This window comes from Rouxiella sp. T17 (assembly GCF_036663475.1).
Taxonomy (GTDB): Bacteria; Pseudomonadota; Gammaproteobacteria; order Enterobacterales; family Enterobacteriaceae; genus Rouxiella.
In genome coordinates this window covers 84,719-104,087 of the sequence record NZ_JAWUEA010000040.1, presented here as the reverse complement: position 1 = coordinate 104,087, position 19,369 = coordinate 84,719, and the positions used below count along the sequence as shown (strand labels likewise).

Sequence of the window (19,369 nt, the reverse complement as noted above, 5' to 3'; positions counted from 1 at the left end):
TTTAATGCCTCCCTCTTGCAGGGAGGCATGTCATTTAGCCTTTCGCCCGCGCGGCCGTTAATTCGGCAATACGCATAACCACGGCGACGGCGCTTTCCATTCCTTCAAGCGTGATAAATTCGTGCTTGCCGTGGAAGTTGTATCCGCCCGCAAAAATATTGGGGCATGGCAAACCGCGAAAAGACAGCTGTGAACCGTCGGTGCCACCGCGAATCGGTTTAATGATCGGCTTGATATCACAGTCTTTCATCGCCTGTTCTGCCAACGCGATAATGTGCGGATGCGGTACCACTTTTTCGCGCATGTTGAAGTAAGAATCGCTTAAAGTCACCTCAATCGAACAGTCTCGATGCAAACCGTTACCGAGCTCCTCGGCTATCGCCAACATTTTTTGCTTGCGGGCTGCAAACTGCGCCGTGTCGAAATCACGAATGATGTAGTGCATTTCCGCGCGTTCAACATTGCCCTTCATGCCCGTCAGATGATAAAAACCTTCGTAACCTTCGGTATGTTCTGGGGTTTCCTGCGCCGGTAGCGCCGAGTGGAAACGCGTTGCCAGCGTCATGGCATTGACCATCACGCCTTTTGCACTGCCCGGATGCACATTATTGCCCACGATCTTGACCGTCGCCGACGCGGCATTAAAGTTTTCAAATTCAAGCTCACCCACGGCGCTGCCGTCTACGGTGTAAGCCCATTCAGCTGCAAAGCCTTCAACATCAAACGATTGTGCACCCGTGCCGATCTCTTCATCCGGCGAGAATGCGATGCGTACCTTGCCGTGCGCCTTTTCACTGTTTTTCAGACGCACCATCGCGGTGACGATTTCGGCGATCCCGGCTTTATCATCCGCGCCGAGCAGCGTTTTGCCGTCGGTGGTAATCAGCGTTTTACCCAGCATACTGTGCAGCACGGGGAACATGACCGGCGAGAGGCAATCTTCGCCGTCGCCTAGCGCAATGTCACCGCCGCGATAGTTTTCGACAATCTGCGGCTTGACGTTTCGCCCGGTGAAATCAGGCGCGGTATCGAGATGCGAGATAAAACCAATCGTCGGCACCGGCCAGCTCACATTTGAAGGCAGCGTAGCTACCACACAGCCTTTTGGCGTGATGATCACTTCACTCAGCCCGAGCGCAATCAGCTCGTCGCGCAGCAGCTCGGCAAAGTGAAGCTGCCCTTCGGTGCTAGGAATGGTTTTGGCGTTGGGTTTTGATTGGGTATCGATGGAAACATACTGAAGGAAGCGTTCTAGCAACTTATCCATAATCGGGCATCCTCGAAAAACAGAAGTGTATTATGCGCAGTTTGAAAGGAGTTAATGTTGCGTCAGGTCATGCTAAATCGCAATGCCTGACGCCGTGTGATTGGTAAACGATTAAGTCTTTAACGCGGTCAAATTAGCGCCAACCGTCGCTTTTTCCAGAGAGGAAGGCGTGGACAAATTCGGGCACCACCCTGCTGGCGGGGCCGTAAATACGCTCGTCAAACTGGCTTTCGACCTGACTCGGCTCGAGATTTAGCTCAAAAGTGTGGGCGCCCTGCACGCGCGCTTCATGCACAAACCCGGCGGCGGGATAAACGTGGCCGGACGTACCGATGGCAATAAAGAAATCGGCTTTTTCCAGCGCGCTGTAAATCTCGTCCATGCGCACCGGCATTTCACCAAACCACACAATGTGCGGACGCAGCACCGCAGGGAACTGACAGCAGTGACACCGATCGTTTACGGATAAATCCGTTGTCCAATCAAACACCTGGCCGGACTCGACACAGCGCACTTTCATCAATTCGCCGTGCATGTGCAATACCCGCGAGCTGCCCGCGCGTTCGTGCAGGTTATCAATATTTTGCGTTACCAGCAGGAAGTTATCGCCGAGCGCCTCTTCCAGCACCGCCAGCGCGTAATGTGCCGCGTTGGGTTTAATCTCTTCCTGCTGCAACTGCTGGCGGCGAGCGTTGTAAAACGCCTGCACCAGCTCGGGATCGCGACGAAAACCTTCCGGCGTCGCCACGTCTTCGACTTTATGCTCTTCCCACAGCCCGTCCGCCGCGCGGAAGGTGCGGATGCCTGATTCGGCCGAAATACCGGCGCCGGTGAGCACCACCACGTAAGGCCTTTTTAATTCCGCCGCGGCCATGCTGTCACGATGGAAAATATTCGACCGAAAACGCTGATGGCGTATGCGCTTATTTTTGCGAAATCGTCGCAGACGATGGTGTGTGCGCATATTCACCGCTCCTTGTTATTCAATCGTTTAGGTAAAAAGAGGGCTTACTGCCCTCCGCTCAGCACGCGGGCCGGATCGATACGGCTGGCGCGTCGTGCCGGATACCAGCTGGCGATCAGGCTTAATACCAGCGCTGTCGCCAATACGCTCACGACGTCAATCCAGTGAAGTTCCGACGGTAGAAAATCGATGAAGTAAATGTCGCCCGACAGGAATTTATGCCCCGTCAGTTTCTGCAACGCATTGATAATGTTGGTCAGTTGCAAAGAGGCAATCACGCCGATTACCACGCCGCAGACGCTGCCGACCAGCCCCGCCATTAATCCGTACCAGATAAATATCGCGCGAATCAGGCCATCTTTGGCCCCTAGCGTACGCAGCACGGCAATATCGCTGCTTTTATCTTTCACTGCCATGACCAGCGTCGAGACAATGTTAAAACAGGCCACGCCGATCACCAGAATCATCGCCAGATACATAATGGCGCGGATCATCTGAATATCACGGTACATATAACCGTAAGTGCCTACCCAACTGCTAATGTAAACATAGGCTTTTGTGACCTCTCCCGCATCACGCACCAGCTTTTGCGCAGCAAAAACATCATTAACTTTGATGTCGATTCCGGTAATGCTGGTTCCCATCTCCTGATATTGCTGGGCATCGGCCAGCGGCACCAGCGCCATGCTGTGATCAAGCTGGCCGCTGAGCTGCAAAATACCGGTAACGTGCAAACGAATGCGTTTAGGCTGCAACAGTTTCATTTCGGGGTCACTGTTCGGGATCATCACCGTAACATAGCCGCCCTGCTTAACGTTCAACGCGTCGGCCACGCCTTTACCCAAAATTATCTGCTGTTCGCCCGCCTTGAAATTCTGCCACGCGTTGCCCTGTACAAACTTCGGCACTGCGCTGATGCGACCTTCCTGAGCGGGATCAACGCCTTTAACCTGCAAGGCGCGCAGCTTGGCGCCGTTTTCGACCAATCCGCTAAACTGAATATAAGGCGCGGCGGCAACAATGCCCGGCACCTTTTCAACGCGATCGATAACGCCCTGCCAGCCGTTAAACGGTTGATGAACCGGACTAATTTGGCCGTGCGGTACTACCGCCAATACGCGATCTTTAAGCTCGCGCTCGAAGCCGTTCATCGCGCTCAGGCCAACGATTAATACCGCAACGCCCAGCGCAATGCCGAGCGTAGAGATAACCGAAATCAGCGAAACCATGCTGCCGCCGCGACGGCCACGGCTAAAACGTAGGCCGATGAGGAGAGAAAAAGGCATGGCTGACATTAACGCGCTCCCAGCAGGGTTGAATCTGGCTGAAGCTTGCCGTCGCGCATTTCGAGCTGGCGGCTGAGACGATTAGCCAGATGCAAATCGTGGGTCACCACCAGAAACGCCGTGCCCTGACGCACGTTCAGCTCGCCGAGCAGCTCGAAAATACTGTCGGCATTTTTCTGGTCGAGGTTACCGGTTGGCTCGTCGGCCAGCACCAGCGCGGGGTTGTTCACCAGCGCGCGAGCAATGGCGACACGCTGACGTTCGCCGCCAGAAAGCTCCGAAGGACGGTGCTTGCTGCGATGCTCAAGCCCGACGGCGGCCAGCATTTCGCGAGCCTTGTCCTGCACCTCGGCGGCCTTGTTTTTCCCAATCAGCAGCGGCATCGCCACGTTTTCAAGCGCGGTGAAATCCGGCAGCAGATGGTGAAACTGATAGATAAATCCAAGTTGGCGATTACGGAGCTCGGCTTTGGCCGAAGATGACATTGAATTCAGCGATTTACCTTTGAAAATGACTTCACCGGAGGTGGGCGAATCCAGACCGCCGAGCAGGTGCAGCAAGGTACTTTTACCCGAGCCCGAACTGCCGACGATCGCCATCATTTCGCCCGGCTTAATCGCAAACGAGACGTCGCGCAGCACGTCGGTATTCAGTTTGCCTTCCTGATAGGTCTTGCAGAGGTTTTCGCACTGCAACAACAAAGAATCATTCATAACGTAAAGCCTCTGCGGGTTGGGCGGCGGCGGCGCGCCATGAAGGGTAAAACGTAGACAACAGCGCGATGGCCATAGCAACCAGCGCGATAATTACGACTTGCAGCGGCTCGATGTCAACGGGCAACGTCGCGCCGTCGAGCATCACGCCGATCGCCGGCATAATAGTGTTTAACTGGGTCGCCAGCAGCACGCCGAGCAGCGCGCCAAGCAGTGCGCCAATCACGCCCGCGCTGGCACCTTGCACCATGAATATCGCCATAATCTGGCGACGAGTCAGGCCCTGCGTTTTTAGAATCGCGACCTCGCCCTGTTTCTCCATGACCAGCAAGCCAAGCGAGGTAATAATGTTAAACGCCGCCACGGCAACGATCAGGCTGAGCAGCAGCCCCATCATATTTTTCTCCATGCGCACGGCCTGGAACAGTTCGCCGCGACGCTCGCGCCAGTCTTTCCATTGAGTGCCTTTCGGCAGCGTCTGGGTGGCGAGCGTATCGACGTCGAGCGGATTATGCAGATAAAGCCGCCAGCCGGTAACGTTGCCCTGCGGGTAAAGCATCATCCGCGAGGCGTCCTGCACGTTAACCAGCATTTCATAGCCATCAACCTCGCTATTGGCGGCAAAGGTGCCCGCCACGGTAAACAGGCGCTGGCTCGGAATACGGCCCATCGGCGTGAACTGGCTGACGCTGGTGACCATCAAACGCAGGCGATCGCCACGTTTGACTTTCAGCTGCTGGGCAAGCTGGTCGCCTAGAATTACCTGATACTGGCCCGGTTGCAGCACCTGCTGGCTTACGCCAACCAGCGTGCTGGAGAGCTGATCCTGCTCGTTGGGATCAACCCCGAGCATCACGCCCACCGCCACGCTGGCCGGGCTTTGCAGCACGACGTCACCCGTGGTGAAAGGCACGGCGCGCCGGACGCCCTGCAGCTTAGCCGCATCGTCGTGAGTGATTTGTTGAGGATTTAGCGACCCTTGCGGCGTGGTGATATAGGCTTGAGGCATCAATCCCAAAATATTACCTTCGAGATCTTTCTCAAAACCGTTCATCACCGACAGCACGGTGACCAGCGCCATTACCCCAAGTGTAATGCCGATGGTGGATAGCCAGGAGACAAACCGCCCAAAGCGGTCTGAAGCTCGCCCACGCATATAGCGCAGGCCAATAAATAGCGCGACAGGTTGATACATGAAATCCGTTATGTGCAGTAGCTCAATCCAAAGTGATCAACGATAATAAAGGCTACCTCCGCTTTATGGAACCATTAACGGTGTAACTCGACGGCTTTTATTTATGTAGAGTCGTGTACAAATCGGATTGACCTGATAGTAAACCCCATCGCAAGATACAGTTTATAAATCGGGCCCTTACCCGCCGACAAGAGAGATAGTGAAACTGCTTATGCTTCAAAAAATACTTCAAGGAAAGCGCTACTCACTGCCAGAACGTGCTGGTGACACTCGTCAGCTCGGCCAGCTCACCGGTTCGGCCTGCGCGCTGGAATGTGCGCAAATCAGTGAACGTCACCCGGGTCCGGTGATGCTTGTCGCGCCGGATATGCAAAACGCGCTGCGCCTGCGCGATGAAATCCAGCAGTTTACCGAACATAAAGTCATCAGCCTGTCGGATTGGGAGACGTTGCCTTACGACAGTTTTTCGCCGCATCAGGAGATTATCTCCTCTCGTCTGTCGAGCCTTTATCAGCTTCCAACCATGGAACGCGGCATTATTATTTTGCCGGTGAATACGTTGATGCAGCGCGTTTGCCCGCATGAGTTTCTGCACGGCCACGCGTTGGTGATGAAAAAAGGCCAGCGGCTGTCGCGCGACAAGCTGCGATCCCAGCTGGAACAGGCGGGTTATCGCAGCGTCGATCAGGTGATGGAACACGGCGAATTCGCCACCCGCGGCGCGCTGCTCGACCTCTATCCGATGGGCAGCGACGAGCCGTTCCGCATTGACTTTTTCGATGACGAAATCGACAGCCTGCGCCTGTTTGACGTCGATACCCAGCGCACGCTGAGCGAAGTCGAGTCAATTAACCTGTTGCCTGCGCACGAATTTCCGACCGATAAAAACGCCATCGAGCTGTTCCGCAGCCAGTTCCGCGAAAAATTCGAGGTGCGCCGCGACGCCGAGCACATCTATCAGCAGGTCAGTAAGGGCACCTTCCCCGCCGGTATCGAATACTGGCAGCCGCTGTTTTTCAGCCAGCCGCTGAGCACGCTGTTTAGCTATTTGCCGAAAAATACCTTGCTACTCAACACGGGTGACCTCGAGCACGCCGCCGAGCGTTTCTGGCTCGACGTGGTGCAACGTTACGAAAATCGTCGTGTGGATCCGATGCGTCCGCTGGTCGAACCTGACCTGCTGTGGCTAAGAGTCGACAGCCTGTTTGCCGAGCTCAAGCAGTGGCCGCGCATGCAGCTGAAAACCGAGGAGCTGCCCGAGAAAAGCGCCAATACCAACCTCGATTATCAGCCGTTGCCCGACCTTGCCGTGTTGCCGCAAAATAAGACGCCGATGGACAACGTGCGCCGCTTCAACGAATCCTTTGAAGGCAGCATCGTATTTTCGGTCGAAAGCGAAGGCCGTCGCGAAACGTTGCAAGACCTGCTTGGCCGCATCAAGCTGAATCCGACGCTGATTACGCGAATTGAAGAAGCCGTCGCGCCGGGTCGCTACATCATGATTGGCGCGTGCGAAAAAGGTTTTCTGGACAACGAACGGCTGCTGGCACTGATCTGCGAAAGCGACATGCTGGGCGAGCGCGTGGCGCGTCGTCGTCAGGATACCCGTCGCGCTATTAATACCGACACGCTGATCCGCAACCTTGCCGAGCTGCGGCCGGGCCAGCCGGTGGTGCATCTCGAGCACGGCGTGGGCCGTTATCTGGGCCTCACCACGCTGGAAACGGGCGGCATTAAAGCTGAATACCTGATTCTGACCTACGCCGGTGAAGACAAACTTTATGTGCCGGTCTCCTCGTTGCATCTGATCAGCCGTTACGCGGGCGGTGCCGACGAAACTGCGCCGCTGCACAAGCTGGGTGGAGAAGCCTGGTCGAAGGCGCGTCAAAAAGCCGCCGAGAAAGTGCGCGACGTCGCCGCCGAGTTGCTCGATATCTATGCCCAGCGCGAGGCCAAATCCGGTTTCGCCTTCAAGCACGACAAAGAGCAGTATCAGCTGTTCTGCCAGACTTTCCCGTTTGAAACTACGCCGGATCAGTCGCAGGCCATTAACGCCGTGCTGACTGACATGACTCAGCCGCTGGCGATGGATCGTCTGGTCTGTGGCGACGTGGGCTTTGGTAAAACCGAAGTCGCGATGCGCGCCGCGTTTCTGGCCGTCTCCAACAACAAGCAGGTCGCGGTGTTAGTGCCTACTACGCTTCTAGCCCAGCAGCACTTTGATAACTTCCGCGACCGTTTCGCCAACTGGCCGATTCGTATCGAAATGATGTCGCGTTTTCGAAGCGCCAAAGAGCAGCAGGTAGTGCTTGAAGAGGCCATCGAGGGCAAGGTTGATATTATTATCGGCACCCATAAATTGCTGCAAAGCGACCTGCGCTGGAAGGATTTGGGGCTGTTAATTGTCGACGAAGAGCACCGTTTTGGCGTGCGCCACAAAGAGCGAATCAAGGCGATGCGCGCCGACGTCGATATCCTGACGCTGACCGCGACGCCCATTCCGCGTACGCTAAACATGGCGATGAGCGGCATGCGCGACCTGTCGATCATTGCTACGCCGCCCGCGCGCCGACTGGCCGTTAAAACTTTCGTGCGCGAATATGACAGTCTGGTGGTGCGCGAGGCGATTCTGCGCGAAGTGCTGCGCGGCGGACAGGTTTACTACCTTTATAATGACGTTGCCAATATCGACAAGGCCGCGGCTCGCCTTGCCGAGCTGGTGCCCGAGGCGCGAATCGCTATCGGCCACGGCCAGATGCGCGAGCGTGACCTCGAGCGGGTGATGAACGATTTCCACCACCAGCGTTTTAACGTGTTGGTTTGTACCACCATTATTGAAACCGGTATCGATATTCCGAGCGCCAACACCATTATCATCGAGCGCGCCGATCACTTTGGTTTAGCTCAGTTACACCAGCTGCGCGGTCGCGTGGGGCGTTCGCATCATCAGGCTTACGCCTATCTGCTGACGCCGAATCCGAAAGCGATGTCCGCCGACGCCCATAAACGGTTGGAAGCTATCGCCTCGCTCGAAGATTTGGGTGCCGGTTTTGCGCTGGCCACTCATGACCTCGAAATTCGCGGCGCGGGCGAGCTGCTCGGCGAAGGCCAGAGTGGACAGATGACCACCGTCGGCTTCTCGCTGTATATGGAGCTGCTGGAAAACGCCGTCGAGGCATTGAAAGAGGGCCGCGAGCCGTCGCTGGAAGATTTAACCACCAGCCAGACGGAGGTCGAGATGCGCATGCCGGCGCTGTTGCCGGAAGAGTTTATTCCCGACGTCAACACGCGCCTTTCGCTGTACAAACGCATCGCCAGCGCGCGCACCACGCAGGAAGTCGACGAGCTGCGAGTTGAACTTATCGACCGTTTTGGCACCCTGCCCGACGGCGCGCGTAATCTGCTGAGCATCGCGGTGCTGCGTCTCAAGGCGAAAGTTCTGGGGATCAAACGTATCGAAGGCAACGATCGCGGCGGATTTATCGAGTTTAGCGAGAAGAATCGCGTGAATCCGGGCTACTTGATTGGCCTGCTGCAAAAACAGCCGCAGGTTTATCGTCTCGACGGGCCAAGCAAGCTGAAGTTTATGCTGGATCTCACCGATCGCCCTGAGCGCCTCAAGTTTATCGACGATCTGCTCGAAGCCTTCACCGAGAACCTGCTTCCGGCCTGATTTTTGAGCGCATGATTTTGAGCGCAATAGATTTCTAAATTGAAGCCATAAAAAAGCCCGAGCTTAAAAATTCGGGCTTTTCTTTGCGTGGTACTTTTAATTCGGGAGACTACGAGCGAGTCGGTGTTAACTGTAGCTGACCGCTTTTATCGATCGGGATCTGCGTGCCGGGGTCGTGATCCATTCTGACTTTGCCCTGCTGATCGCCAATTTTATAGGTCACGTCGTAACCCAGCATCTTCTCCGATTTGTCGTAAACCGTGGTGCAGCGCTGTTTTTGCGTGGTGTAGGTGTCATTATCTTGCATGCTGCTCTGCACGCGATTTCCGGCGTAACCGCCACCCAATGCACCCGCGACTGTCGCAACATCTCGTCCTCGACCGCCGCCAAACTGGTGTCCAATCACCCCGCCCGCGACCGCACCCAGTACGGAACCGACCACCTGATTTTCGTCCTGAACCGGACGGCGATGGGTGACGGTAATATTACGGCACTCTTTCCGCGGCGTTTTGATGGTTTCCTTGATAGGAGAGGCGCTGACAACTTGCGCATACTGCGGACCCGATGAGAAAACGTTCATACCCGCTACGGCCGCGACCCCTAAGGCCGAGGCGACGCCAATTCCGACGCCAGCTAACATTGACTTGTTCACAGGAGATCCTCCCTAAAATGAATAAGGTAAGTTTGCGTAAAGGAGGTGAGTGAAACAATCAGATTAACGGACAAAAAAGAGGCGAAACGGGGTTATGCAGTGGGTTTGAGAAGATTCTTATGAAGGGCGATTCGAGGAGGCGATTCGAGAAAAAGAGAGCGTCAATTCCTCGAATCGATTCAGCCTGCATCTAAAAAAATGCAGGCGGTACAGAAAGTTAGTGCAATTTCAGGCGCGGACGCAGAACGCGGTTAATGCTGCCGACAAACATCATTAAACCCGTCTTAACATAGCCGTGCAGCGCAATCTGGTGCATACGATACAGCGACACGTAAACCATGCGGGCCAGACGCCCTTCGACCATCATCGAGCCTTTGGTCAGGTTCCCCATCAGACTGCCGACGGTGCTAAAGCGCGACAGCGAAACCAGCGAACCGTGGTCTTTATAGACATAAGGTTTCAGGCTGCGGCCATTGCGTTGCGCCATGATGTTGTCAAAGCAGCGCGAGGCCATTTGGTGCGCCGACTGGGCACGCGGCGGCACAAAACCACCCGCAGGCAGCGCGCAGGAAGCACAGTCGCCGATGGCATAAATGTCGGCATCGCGGGTAGTTTGCAACGTCGGTTCGACCACCAGCTGATTGATACGGTTAGTCTCAAGACCCGCAATATCTTTCATGAAATCAGGCGCTTTGATCCCCGCAGCCCACACCATCAAATCAGCTTCGATAAAGCCGCCGTCTTTGGTATTCAGGCCTTTTTTATCGGCGCTGGTGACCATGGTTTTGGTCAATACTTTAACGCCGATTTTAGTGAGCTCCTGATGCGCCGCCGCTGAAATGCGCGGTGGCAAGGCAGGTAAAATACGTTCACCGGCTTCAACCAGCGTCACGTTTAGCGCACTGCTTTGCAGGCCTTCAAAACCGTAGCTGTGCAGCTCTTTTACCGCGTTGTGCAGCTCGGCCGAAAGTTCAACACCCGTTGCGCCGCCGCCCACGATTGCGATATTTACCGTGCCGGTCTTATCCGAATTGGCCGAATATTTCAGGAACAGGTTGAGCATTTCATTGTGGAAACGGTGCGCCTGATGCGGATTATCGAGGAAAATGCAGTTTTCCTTAACGCCCGGCGTGCCGAAATCGTTGGAGGTGCTGCCCAGCGCCATCACGAGCTGGTCATAATTCAGGTCACGTTCGGCCACCAGCAGCTCGCCGTTGGTATCACGGATTTCAGCTAGTTTGATGGTTTTGTTGTCGCGATCAATATCGGTCAAAGAACCGATTTGGAAGGTAAAGCCGTGATTGCGCGCATGAGCGAGGTAGCTCAGTGCGTCAACGCCGTCATCAAGACTTCCGGTGGCGACTTCGTGCAGCAGAGGCTTCCACAGATGGCTGTGGTTGCGATCGACCAGAATAATCTCGGCTTTTTTACTGCGGCCAAGTTTGTGACCCAGACTGGTGGCAAGCTCAAGACCGCCCGCACCGCCGCCGATAATCACAATTTTTTTCTTTGCTTCAGTCACTATGACTCCCTCAAATGTAAACCAAATGTTATCTAAGGGTAACGCTATTATCCTTAGATAACATAGGGTTGCTCAAGTTAAATCATCTTGAATGATGAGAATAGCATGCGAGAGTCAGTTGATTATACCAAAATTGATCTACATCAATTCTTTTTAACGCGGCAAGACGCCAACTGATTTTTTGCCTGTTGCGATTCAATCAGTTAGCGTCAAAACGTTTGAGAGGAGTAAAAAAGCGGAAACTTAACCCTGCTTATGGGCCTGCCAGCGAGCATCCAGCGCGGTGAGCTCACGATTGGATTGCTGCCAGCGCGCAGTGTCGCGTAGATCTTGACGGCTCGATTTACCATGCCAGCCGCCGCCGTGATAAAGCGATTTCACATTATCAGCCTGGGTCGGGGAGAGATTATCCAGCACGCTAACTGCGCCGTCGCGATTGTTGCAGACCAGAATCATGTCACAGCCGGCATCGAGCGAAGCCTGCCCGCGTTCGGCGTAGCTGCCCATTACCGCTGCGCCTTCCATCGAGAGATCGTCAGAGAAAATAACGCCGGTGAAGCCAAGCTCCTGACGCAAAATCTGCTTTAACCAATACGGCGAGCCGCTGGCAGGCCGCGAATCGGCCTGGGTATAAATCACGTGCGCGGGCATGACGGCGTCGAGCAGTTTACGCTCATTCAACTGGCGGAAAATCGCCATATCATGCTGGCGAATAACCTCGAGCGGACGATCGTCGCGCGGCGTTTCTTTATGCGAATCAGCGGTTACCGCGCCATGGCCCGGGAAATGCTTGCCGGTGACTTTCATGCCCGCTTCGTGCATGCCGTTGATATAACGCTCGGCGATAGTTAACGCAATTTGTGGATCGGCATGGAAAGAACGCTCGCCAATCGCGGCGCTGATGTGGCCGATATCCAGCACTGGCGCAAAGCTGATATCAATATCCATGGCGATCATTTCTGCCGCCATCAGCCAACCGGCCTCTTCGGCCAGACGTCCGGCTTCGCGCTCATCGTTTAAAGCCGCAAAAGATTGCGCCGCAGGAATGCGGGTAAAGCCTTCGCGAAAACGCTGCACTCGGCCCCCTTCCTGATCGACGGCCAGCACCAGCCGCTCACGAGAGGCCGCGCGGATCTGACGGATAAGCTCTTGCAACTGCTCAACGTCATGGTAGTTACGGGTAAATAAAATCAGCCCGCCCACCAGCGGATGCTGCAAAATCTCACGTTCTTCTGCGTCCAGCTCGAAGCTGGCAACGTCTAACATTACTGGACCCAAGACCCTACTCTCCTGTGATATGACTCATTTTATGTTTTTAAATAATTTATCGTGCAGCGGCTGCGCCCATTCGATATACCGCGCGTCACCCGTCTGTTGCCAACGGACCTCAAACCACATCAGCATCAGGTATTCCAGCCAGGGCCGCCACTGGTGAATTCTACGTGCCAGCAAGTTGTCATCGCGATAACCGCCACGTTGTACATAATGCTGCAACGTAGATTTTTGCTGCTCGACGCTGTAATCATTGCCGGCAAACAGCGCAGCAAATTCCAGTGCGATATCCGTGGCGATTGCGTATTCCCAGTCGATCAGTCGCGCGCCGTGCGGGCTATCAACCCAGTTTTGCGGATGAATATCCATGTGGGCGACGGCAATTTTCACCGTTTTTGGCAATCTAGCCTTCAGCATTCTTTTATGCAGCCGAAGCCAGGCGGGTGTCAGCCTTTTGCTATCAATCGACTGCCAGTAATTCTCGAACCGCCGCTTGATTACCAGCATTTCACCCAGTGGTCGCTGGTGATGCAGGCTAACAAGCATCGCGGCCAACTGCTGCTGGGAAGCTGAAGCAAAAAATTTATCCTGCGCCAGCGTTTCGCCTTCAACCCAATTTACCACCAGCCACGGCGCGGCCCAACATTTCACTTCAGGCGCAATTTCTGTCTGCGCAAGATGCCGTAGCAGCCGATATTCCCGTCGCCGGTCGATGCCGAGCCGCTGCTTTTCGGACGACGAAAGGCGGGCCAGCCACTGATGCTTGCCTGCCGAAATGTGCCAGCTTTCGCTACTCAGACCTTCCACCGGCCTGAAAACACAACCGGCGGAAAGATCCGCCGGAAGTTGTTGGTCAATCAGTGATGTCAAACTGAGATTAATGTTGAACGGCACCGCTACCTGACCAGACTATTTCACCACTTGGCACGGTCATAAGCTGCATGTCCAGCGTTGGCGATTTAACGTTGCCACTGGCGTCGCTGTACAACACGTATTGAGCATTAACCTGACGGGCCAACGCGATGGCCTTGCTGCGCGAGACCAGATTATCGTCGGGTGAAAGGCCCATCGCCTGCTTGGCGGTTGCGAGCTGTGAAGCCGGAACGACGGTGAAGGTATTGTTCGACGCCAACGCCGTGTGCATCGCGGAAGTAATCTTACCGGTTTGCAACGAACCGTTGGTGCTGTTCTTCACGTTGTCGAGCAGCAACACGCTTCCGGCCTGCACGCCGTCAGCTTGCAGCATCTTGGCAACTAGCGGCTGAACCGTCGCGCTCCAGTCTATAGACTGAAACTTGGGCGGCTGAGGAATGTTTTGCACCGGCGGCTGTCCGGCAGACTCAGGCGTACCAATGTTTGGCACCGGAGTCACTGGAGTAATAGGCGCCGTGGTCGGCGGGGTCTGCGTCTGCTGCTGCTCTTGTTGCTGCTGTGTAATTTCACAACCGCTAAGTGCCAAAACTGCCAAGGCTACGGCTAAATACTTTTTCATCAACCCTCTCCGTACGGGATATTAAAGATAAAGATGTACGCGCACGCTGTACGCATCAAGATTACCGTTAAGTGAATAGATATCGACGTCCGAGTTTGCCGGAACGGTGATGGTCCGTGGTGCGGCAAACGGCAGGAGATCTAAACCCTGCTTGTCATACCAATAGAAAACATAGTGAATTTGAATAGGTTTAGGCTGATTGTTGCTGAGCGACAAGGTGGCTTTTTTCCGCCCTAACTCTGACGACAACGACGGCGAACCCGGAATAATGCCGGCTGTCAGCACGGGTGATTCCATAATGACCGTTTGCTGATTATTTAACGCAATACCCGGCGCGCTGCTGCATCCTGCCAAGCATAGCAACACAGCACAGGCCATCAGAAATCGCATACCTTTACCCTCATCAAAAAACAAGCGCCTGCGGTACGAGCGTATTGCTCACTCGTAACCTTAAATCGAAACTTTATAATCGTAACTTTAAAATCGTAACTTCATAGATAGAAGACAACGGTTATGCCAGCAGAGGACCAAGATTACGGCCGCCTACTAAATGCATATGTATATGATACACCACCTGACCGGCATGTTTGTTGCAGTTAACAATTAAACGATAACCGTCTTCGGCGATCCCTTCCTGCTCGGCAATTTTTGCTCCAACCGTCATCATGCGGCCCAGCGCGGCTTCGTGTTCGGCGGTGACGTTATTCATGGTAGGAATCAGAATGTTGGGAATAATCAAAATATGCGTGGGAGCCTGAGGGGCGATATCGCGAAAAGCAGTGACCAGTTCATCTTGATAGACGATGTCAGCCGGAATTTCGCGGCGGATAATTTTACTGAAAATCGTTTCTTCGGCCATGATATCTCTCCATTTCAAAAAATGCTGTGCCCGCAGTATGAGTGAGCTATTCGGCTCTTTTCAAGTTTATTAGGGCGTTTGCTGCTCATTTGTGGAATATCTCAACAAAATGGCAGATAACCGCTGGGGTGCTGTTATCTGCCATTTGTTAGTAAAAAGCTCTGTTACTTCTTGTTAGCCGGTTTTTACTCGGAACCATAGTGTTTCTCTATATAAGGATCTCCCCAAACGCCCTCAGAGTTAATGGGTATTATTTTCAATTCAGTGATTTTGATATAATCATCAAGAAAAATATCCTTGCCTTTCCAGACATTCACACCATCAGACCACTCAACGATAGTAGCGCCTTCACTCGCGCCACCATTAGCCATAAAGTCATATCTGACGGTGTAATTTTTCTTGTTGCCAGGATATTGATCGCCCCATACAGGTTTTACATTCTCTACTGTAGGTAATATTTCTGGCTTATCTATATCTTCAACTGGACCTACTTTAGTTGCAGTTCCCATTACTCCAGCAACCCCCTCATCATTAGTTGGTGTCACGGTAAAATAGATATTTTCATTCACATCTTTTGCCGTTAGCTCATACTCAGCATTACCTTGTTTAACAACGCCACGACTAGTAATCCATTGAATTGTGTTTAATGTTTTACTGTAATTCCCATTACTTAAATAATATTTAGCGGTTAGCTTTTCTCCAACCTTTGGCTTACCATCAATAGAAACTCTGTTTACTTGGGGAAATAACTTAACTTTATCCGTACCAATAGACTCTCTTAACTCCCCTTTATCAGAAGATATATTCACAGCTTGAACACTAAAATATATTTTACTGCCAACATCGCCTTGTGTTGGAACATATCTATTTTTGGTCGCATTAGGTATTAAATACCCCCCTTCTCTATACCATTGAAAAGTTGAGATCCCTTCAGCAACCTGACCAAGATAACTATAAGACGCAGTGAGGGTTTCCCCCACGACTGGGTTTCCAGTAATAACCACATTTTTTAATTTCGGTAAATCACGGATTGCCTGAGTTGTTTTTGAGATGACTTCATCTCCCATCATGCCTAACGCATCTCTAGGTATAACTTTTACGGAGATTTTTTTGCCAAAGTCACTGTTTATTGAAATTTTATATTCTCGGCTAATAGCACCATTAATAGGTACTCCATTACTTAACCACTGAAATTCTGTTACGCCTTCATTATTGCCGTTGTCAACATATTCATAACTTAGAGTGAGTATGGCGTTTTCAATAGGCTCACCCGTTATTTTTACATTCTTCACTGTGGGTTTGATTGCTGACACCTTAATACCCGCAGATTTAACAGCAGGACCGTATTCCCCTAAGACATTTTTAGGAATGACCTCAAGAAATATTTCATGGCCTACATCCGTACTCTTTATTCTGTAATTCTTACCGGTTGCTCCTGAAATCCATTCATTTTCATGCATCCACTGGAAAGTTGATTTACCCTCTACCGCCCCATTACCCACATAAGCATAAGATGAGTTTAATTGACTTCCTACAGACGCATTACCTAATATTTTAAGATTATTAATAACAGGCAGGCCATTGTTGACTGTTACGGAAACTTCGATATCTTTCGGCGCTGCAAGACTATCTGTGGCCGCCTGACTGACTTTAATCGTAGTTTTTCCTGTAGCCAAAAAGGTCATTTCACCTTTATCCGTTACCTTAACAATTTTTACATCATTAGAGAGATAACTGAGCACGCCCTCGTTTCCGCCCGTCACTACCAGCAGTTGTTTAATTGCGCCAAAAATCACATTAACAGGATTGGCATGGAGCTCAGTTGATAGCGCTTTATTCACACTCACTTTAAACGTGACAGGCACGGGCGCATTTACTATTTCAGTCGCCTTTTGAGAAACTGTTATCTCAGCCTCACCCGTTTTGATTGCCACTAGCTTGCCTTGCTCGATGGCAACAACTTTGGGGGCATTAGAGGTAAAAATAAACGGTTGACCGGGAATTCCGCCTTTTGGACCAATCGCTTTACCTTCGCCAACTTTTAACGTTATTGAAGGAAGAGGTTCAATCGTACTAGCAGAAAACTCGACGCTAAAACTACGCGATACAGATTTTACTGCTGAAGTTTTCGTACTCTTTCCGAACGTCGCGGCAGGCTGCAAACTGATGGAAACAGTCTCCTTGCCGGGTGACGTTATTCCTTCATAGTCAACACTCAGTTTCCCGTCTGTATTAGTGAGGCCTGTCGATGAGCTGAAGCTGCCGAGCTTGGGATTCAATTGACTCAAATACACCTTAATATTGGGAACCGGCTTACTCTGCGCATCTTTTACGGACACGCTTAGCGTCAGCTTGCCCTGAATCCCCTGCGGGAATACCACGACGTCGCCCTCATTAACAGGGGCACTACCATGGGTAACGAGAAACTCACTGAGCGCAATACCAGGGACAGTAATTTTTGCCTGCACTGCCTTGCCGGTTAGCTTGTCTTTATTGACCGGCGTAACCTGAAATACAATCTCTTGTCCGTGATCGGTAGGCTGTATTTTATAAGTATTTTTTGTACTTATCGGTGTTAACAAATCGTTGGCATAAAACCAAGAAATGGGGGAACCGCCTTCAACTTCATCATTGCCTTCATTATTGGTAAACACGTAGCTGCCGGTAAGCGTTTGGCCAACTTCGGGCTTGCCCGTTATAACGACCTGTTCAGCCGAAGGTGCAATATCACCCGCTACTACTGTGAGTCGATAAAAGGCGCTATTAATAGGTGCTTCCGAAATATTTTTTTGAAACTCCTGCGCGCGAATAAAGGTCTCCCCTCGTCTTAATGGCTGAACAACGCCGCTGTTTGCATCCACTAATGCAGTTGCCAGATCGTCAGAGGTATATTTTATTACGCCACCATAACCGCCCTGCGCGGGATGCATGACATTTTGCTGACCTGCTTTCAAGACTAAATTATCGGGGTTAAAGAAAAGAGGGAGCGTTCTATTTTCTGTTTTGTAATTTAAAACAATATTATTATTGCGGGTTACAAAATCATATCTGGACAGCGGTAACGTTGCCATTGCCCTGCCTCTTTCGGGATCAAGCTGTTGTTGCAAATTAGCATTGAAATTCCAGGTAAAATTAAGCCCTAACTTGATATCGTTAGATTTGTCATTCATTAACGTATGATCGAGACTGAACCCAAATAACGGAAGAGGCTGCCACTTAAGTCCGAATGTTAAGCCATAAGGGTTTGAAGTTGTTTTGTTGCGGTAACCCAGTACATCAACCTTATCGCCGAACCAGTGAAACCAGGTCATTTTTGCCGACAAAGGCTGGGCAATCAACGCCTCAAAATTAATGTCCCATCCTCTTGCGGCTCTTTCAAACAGCGTGTAGTGAACAGGATCTGGATTCAACTGGTTATCTCTGGAGGATTTCCAGCCACTTAATGGCAGATAGTAGTTTGCCGAGCTTCTTACTTTTTCACCCCACGCTTCAACGCCAATTCCAAGGCGATTATGCTTGCGGGTCAGGTCCTGATCGAAAAATAGATTCCCCCCTATAATCATGTTGTTCTGAAGGCTGTAACGATAGCCAAAGCCTACATTAAGCAAATCGCGTTCGTTCCATCGATGCATGCTAGTTTGCGTAAACAGCGTATAGTTTTCATCGTCAATCCACGGGAAAAAATAGTCCAGTTGGTAATCAAAATGTTCTCTGTTACCTATTCCGGGATTAATGCTCGCCTTAGCTCGGCTATTGCGAAACGATAAAAGATTTTCAATTTTTCGAGACGCTTGGCCACTTAACAGTTCGGTCGCTTTTGAACTCACTTGGGGACTAAGTGGGCCAGAACTGAAGTGGGTAAAAAGTGGCTCGCTAAAAGGCGCGGGTTCAACAATTTCTTTTGCTGATACCCGTGTAAGGGCCGTAAAGCCCCAGACCAATAGAATAAGATATTTTAATATAAGAGCACAGTGAGGTTGCGGTATTTTAAATATTTTTAAAAACCGGAGGTCTTGACTATTAATTTTCACTTCAGCCGTCCTTGTTAATAAAACATAAAGATTAATTTCTTTTATAAAGATGCGAGGAAATTTCATTGCAAATACGGGAGTTTCAGAAAGATGACACTTTATTACACACCCAATAAAAAGGCTTCTGAAAATCAGTAAGTTAAAAAACTTAAAAATTACGCGCAAAGTTTGCTCATAAAAAAATATTCGATAAAATTAATAGAATATTGTCCGCATTTATTTGCAGCAGTTAGCGAATTTATCATTAAAGGGATATTATTTGTCATGCATAAAAACAGATTTGGAATAGTCCTCGAGATATTGGATGAAAATCGATGTAAGCAGCAATGATGTTTTAATAAAAGGAATTTTTAAAGATATAATCGACACATTAATTAAGTAATTAAATCACTAAGTTTAATCAATAAAAAAGCCGGTCAGCGTTACCTGACCGGCTTAGGATT

Annotated in this window: 14 protein-coding genes; 1 reads left to right on the top strand and 13 read right to left on the bottom strand. The window is 51.5% G+C overall.

What is annotated here, in order from left to right; genetic code table 11:
* Positions 1-34: 34 nt before the first annotated feature.
* From pepT to lolC, 5 genes are all read right to left on the bottom strand, one after another.
* Positions 35-1,267: a peptidase T gene (pepT, locus tag SC206_RS18160; protein ID WP_332739411.1), complete on the bottom strand. Its 1,233-nt coding sequence runs from the start codon at positions 1,265-1,267 to the stop codon at positions 35-37.
* A 133-nt stretch (positions 1,268-1,400) separates the two neighbouring features.
* The gene (gene cobB / locus SC206_RS18155) at positions 1,401-2,231 is read right to left on the bottom strand and encodes a Sir2 family NAD+-dependent deacetylase (protein WP_332739409.1); all 831 of its coding nucleotides are present in this window, start codon (positions 2,229-2,231) and stop codon (positions 1,401-1,403) included.
* A gap of 44 nt (positions 2,232-2,275) precedes the next feature.
* Complete coding sequence (gene lolE / locus SC206_RS18150; protein ID WP_332739847.1) at positions 2,276-3,517, bottom strand: lipoprotein-releasing ABC transporter permease subunit LolE; 1,242 nt, start codon at positions 3,515-3,517, stop codon at positions 2,276-2,278.
* 8 nt (positions 3,518-3,525) lie between these two features.
* On the bottom strand, positions 3,526-4,230 hold the full coding sequence (lolD, locus tag SC206_RS18145; protein WP_332739407.1) for a lipoprotein-releasing ABC transporter ATP-binding protein LolD: 705 nt from the start codon (positions 4,228-4,230) through the stop codon (positions 3,526-3,528).
* The gene (lolC, locus tag SC206_RS18140; RefSeq protein ID WP_332739405.1) at positions 4,223-5,425 is read right to left on the bottom strand and encodes a lipoprotein-releasing ABC transporter permease subunit LolC; all 1,203 of its coding nucleotides are present in this window, start codon (positions 5,423-5,425) and stop codon (positions 4,223-4,225) included. The genes lolD and lolC overlap by 8 nt, the downstream gene beginning before the upstream one ends.
* A gap of 223 nt (positions 5,426-5,648) precedes the next feature.
* On the opposite strand from lolC, the gene mfd reads away from it, so the two are divergent.
* Positions 5,649-9,098 carry a transcription-repair coupling factor gene (mfd, locus tag SC206_RS18135; protein ID WP_332739845.1) on the top strand — a complete coding sequence of 1,150 codons (3,450 nt, stop codon included), beginning with the start codon at positions 5,649-5,651 and terminating at the stop codon, positions 9,096-9,098.
* Positions 9,099-9,207: 109 nt separating this feature from the next.
* Here mfd and SC206_RS18130 read toward each other — a convergent pair whose 3' ends face one another.
* The 8 genes from SC206_RS18130 to SC206_RS18095 all read right to left on the bottom strand — a co-directional run bounded on the left by SC206_RS18130 (position 9,208) and on the right by SC206_RS18095 (position 18,992).
* On the bottom strand, positions 9,208-9,750 hold the full coding sequence (locus tag SC206_RS18130; RefSeq protein ID WP_332739403.1) for a glycine zipper 2TM domain-containing protein: 543 nt from the start codon (positions 9,748-9,750) through the stop codon (positions 9,208-9,210).
* Between the two features lie 217 nt (positions 9,751-9,967).
* Positions 9,968-11,272 carry an NAD(P)/FAD-dependent oxidoreductase gene (locus tag SC206_RS18125; RefSeq protein WP_332739401.1) on the bottom strand — a complete coding sequence of 435 codons (1,305 nt, stop codon included), beginning with the start codon at positions 11,270-11,272 and terminating at the stop codon, positions 9,968-9,970.
* Between the two features lie 243 nt (positions 11,273-11,515).
* Positions 11,516-12,550, bottom strand: a complete 1,035-nt coding sequence (nagZ, locus tag SC206_RS18120) for a beta-N-acetylhexosaminidase (protein ID WP_332739399.1) — start codon at positions 12,548-12,550, stop codon at positions 11,516-11,518.
* A 24-nt stretch (positions 12,551-12,574) separates the two neighbouring features.
* Positions 12,575-13,438, bottom strand: a complete 864-nt coding sequence (locus SC206_RS18115; protein ID WP_332739397.1) for a phosphotransferase — start codon at positions 13,436-13,438, stop codon at positions 12,575-12,577.
* A complete protein-coding gene (gene lpoB / locus SC206_RS18110; protein WP_332739395.1) occupies positions 13,422-14,036 on the bottom strand; it encodes a penicillin-binding protein activator LpoB in 615 nt (204 codons plus the stop codon). Before lpoB ends, SC206_RS18115 begins: the two co-directional genes overlap by 17 nt.
* Before the next feature lie 21 nt (positions 14,037-14,057).
* Positions 14,058-14,426, bottom strand: a complete 369-nt coding sequence (locus SC206_RS18105) for a YcfL family protein (protein ID WP_332739393.1) — start codon at positions 14,424-14,426, stop codon at positions 14,058-14,060.
* Between the two features lie 121 nt (positions 14,427-14,547).
* Positions 14,548-14,895, bottom strand: a complete 348-nt coding sequence (hinT, locus tag SC206_RS18100) for a purine nucleoside phosphoramidase (RefSeq protein ID WP_332739391.1) — start codon at positions 14,893-14,895, stop codon at positions 14,548-14,550.
* Positions 14,896-15,080: 185 nt separating this feature from the next.
* The gene (locus SC206_RS18095; RefSeq protein ID WP_332739389.1) at positions 15,081-18,992 is read right to left on the bottom strand and encodes an inverse autotransporter beta domain-containing protein; all 3,912 of its coding nucleotides are present in this window, start codon (positions 18,990-18,992) and stop codon (positions 15,081-15,083) included.
* Between the last annotated feature and the right edge of the window lie 377 nt (positions 18,993-19,369).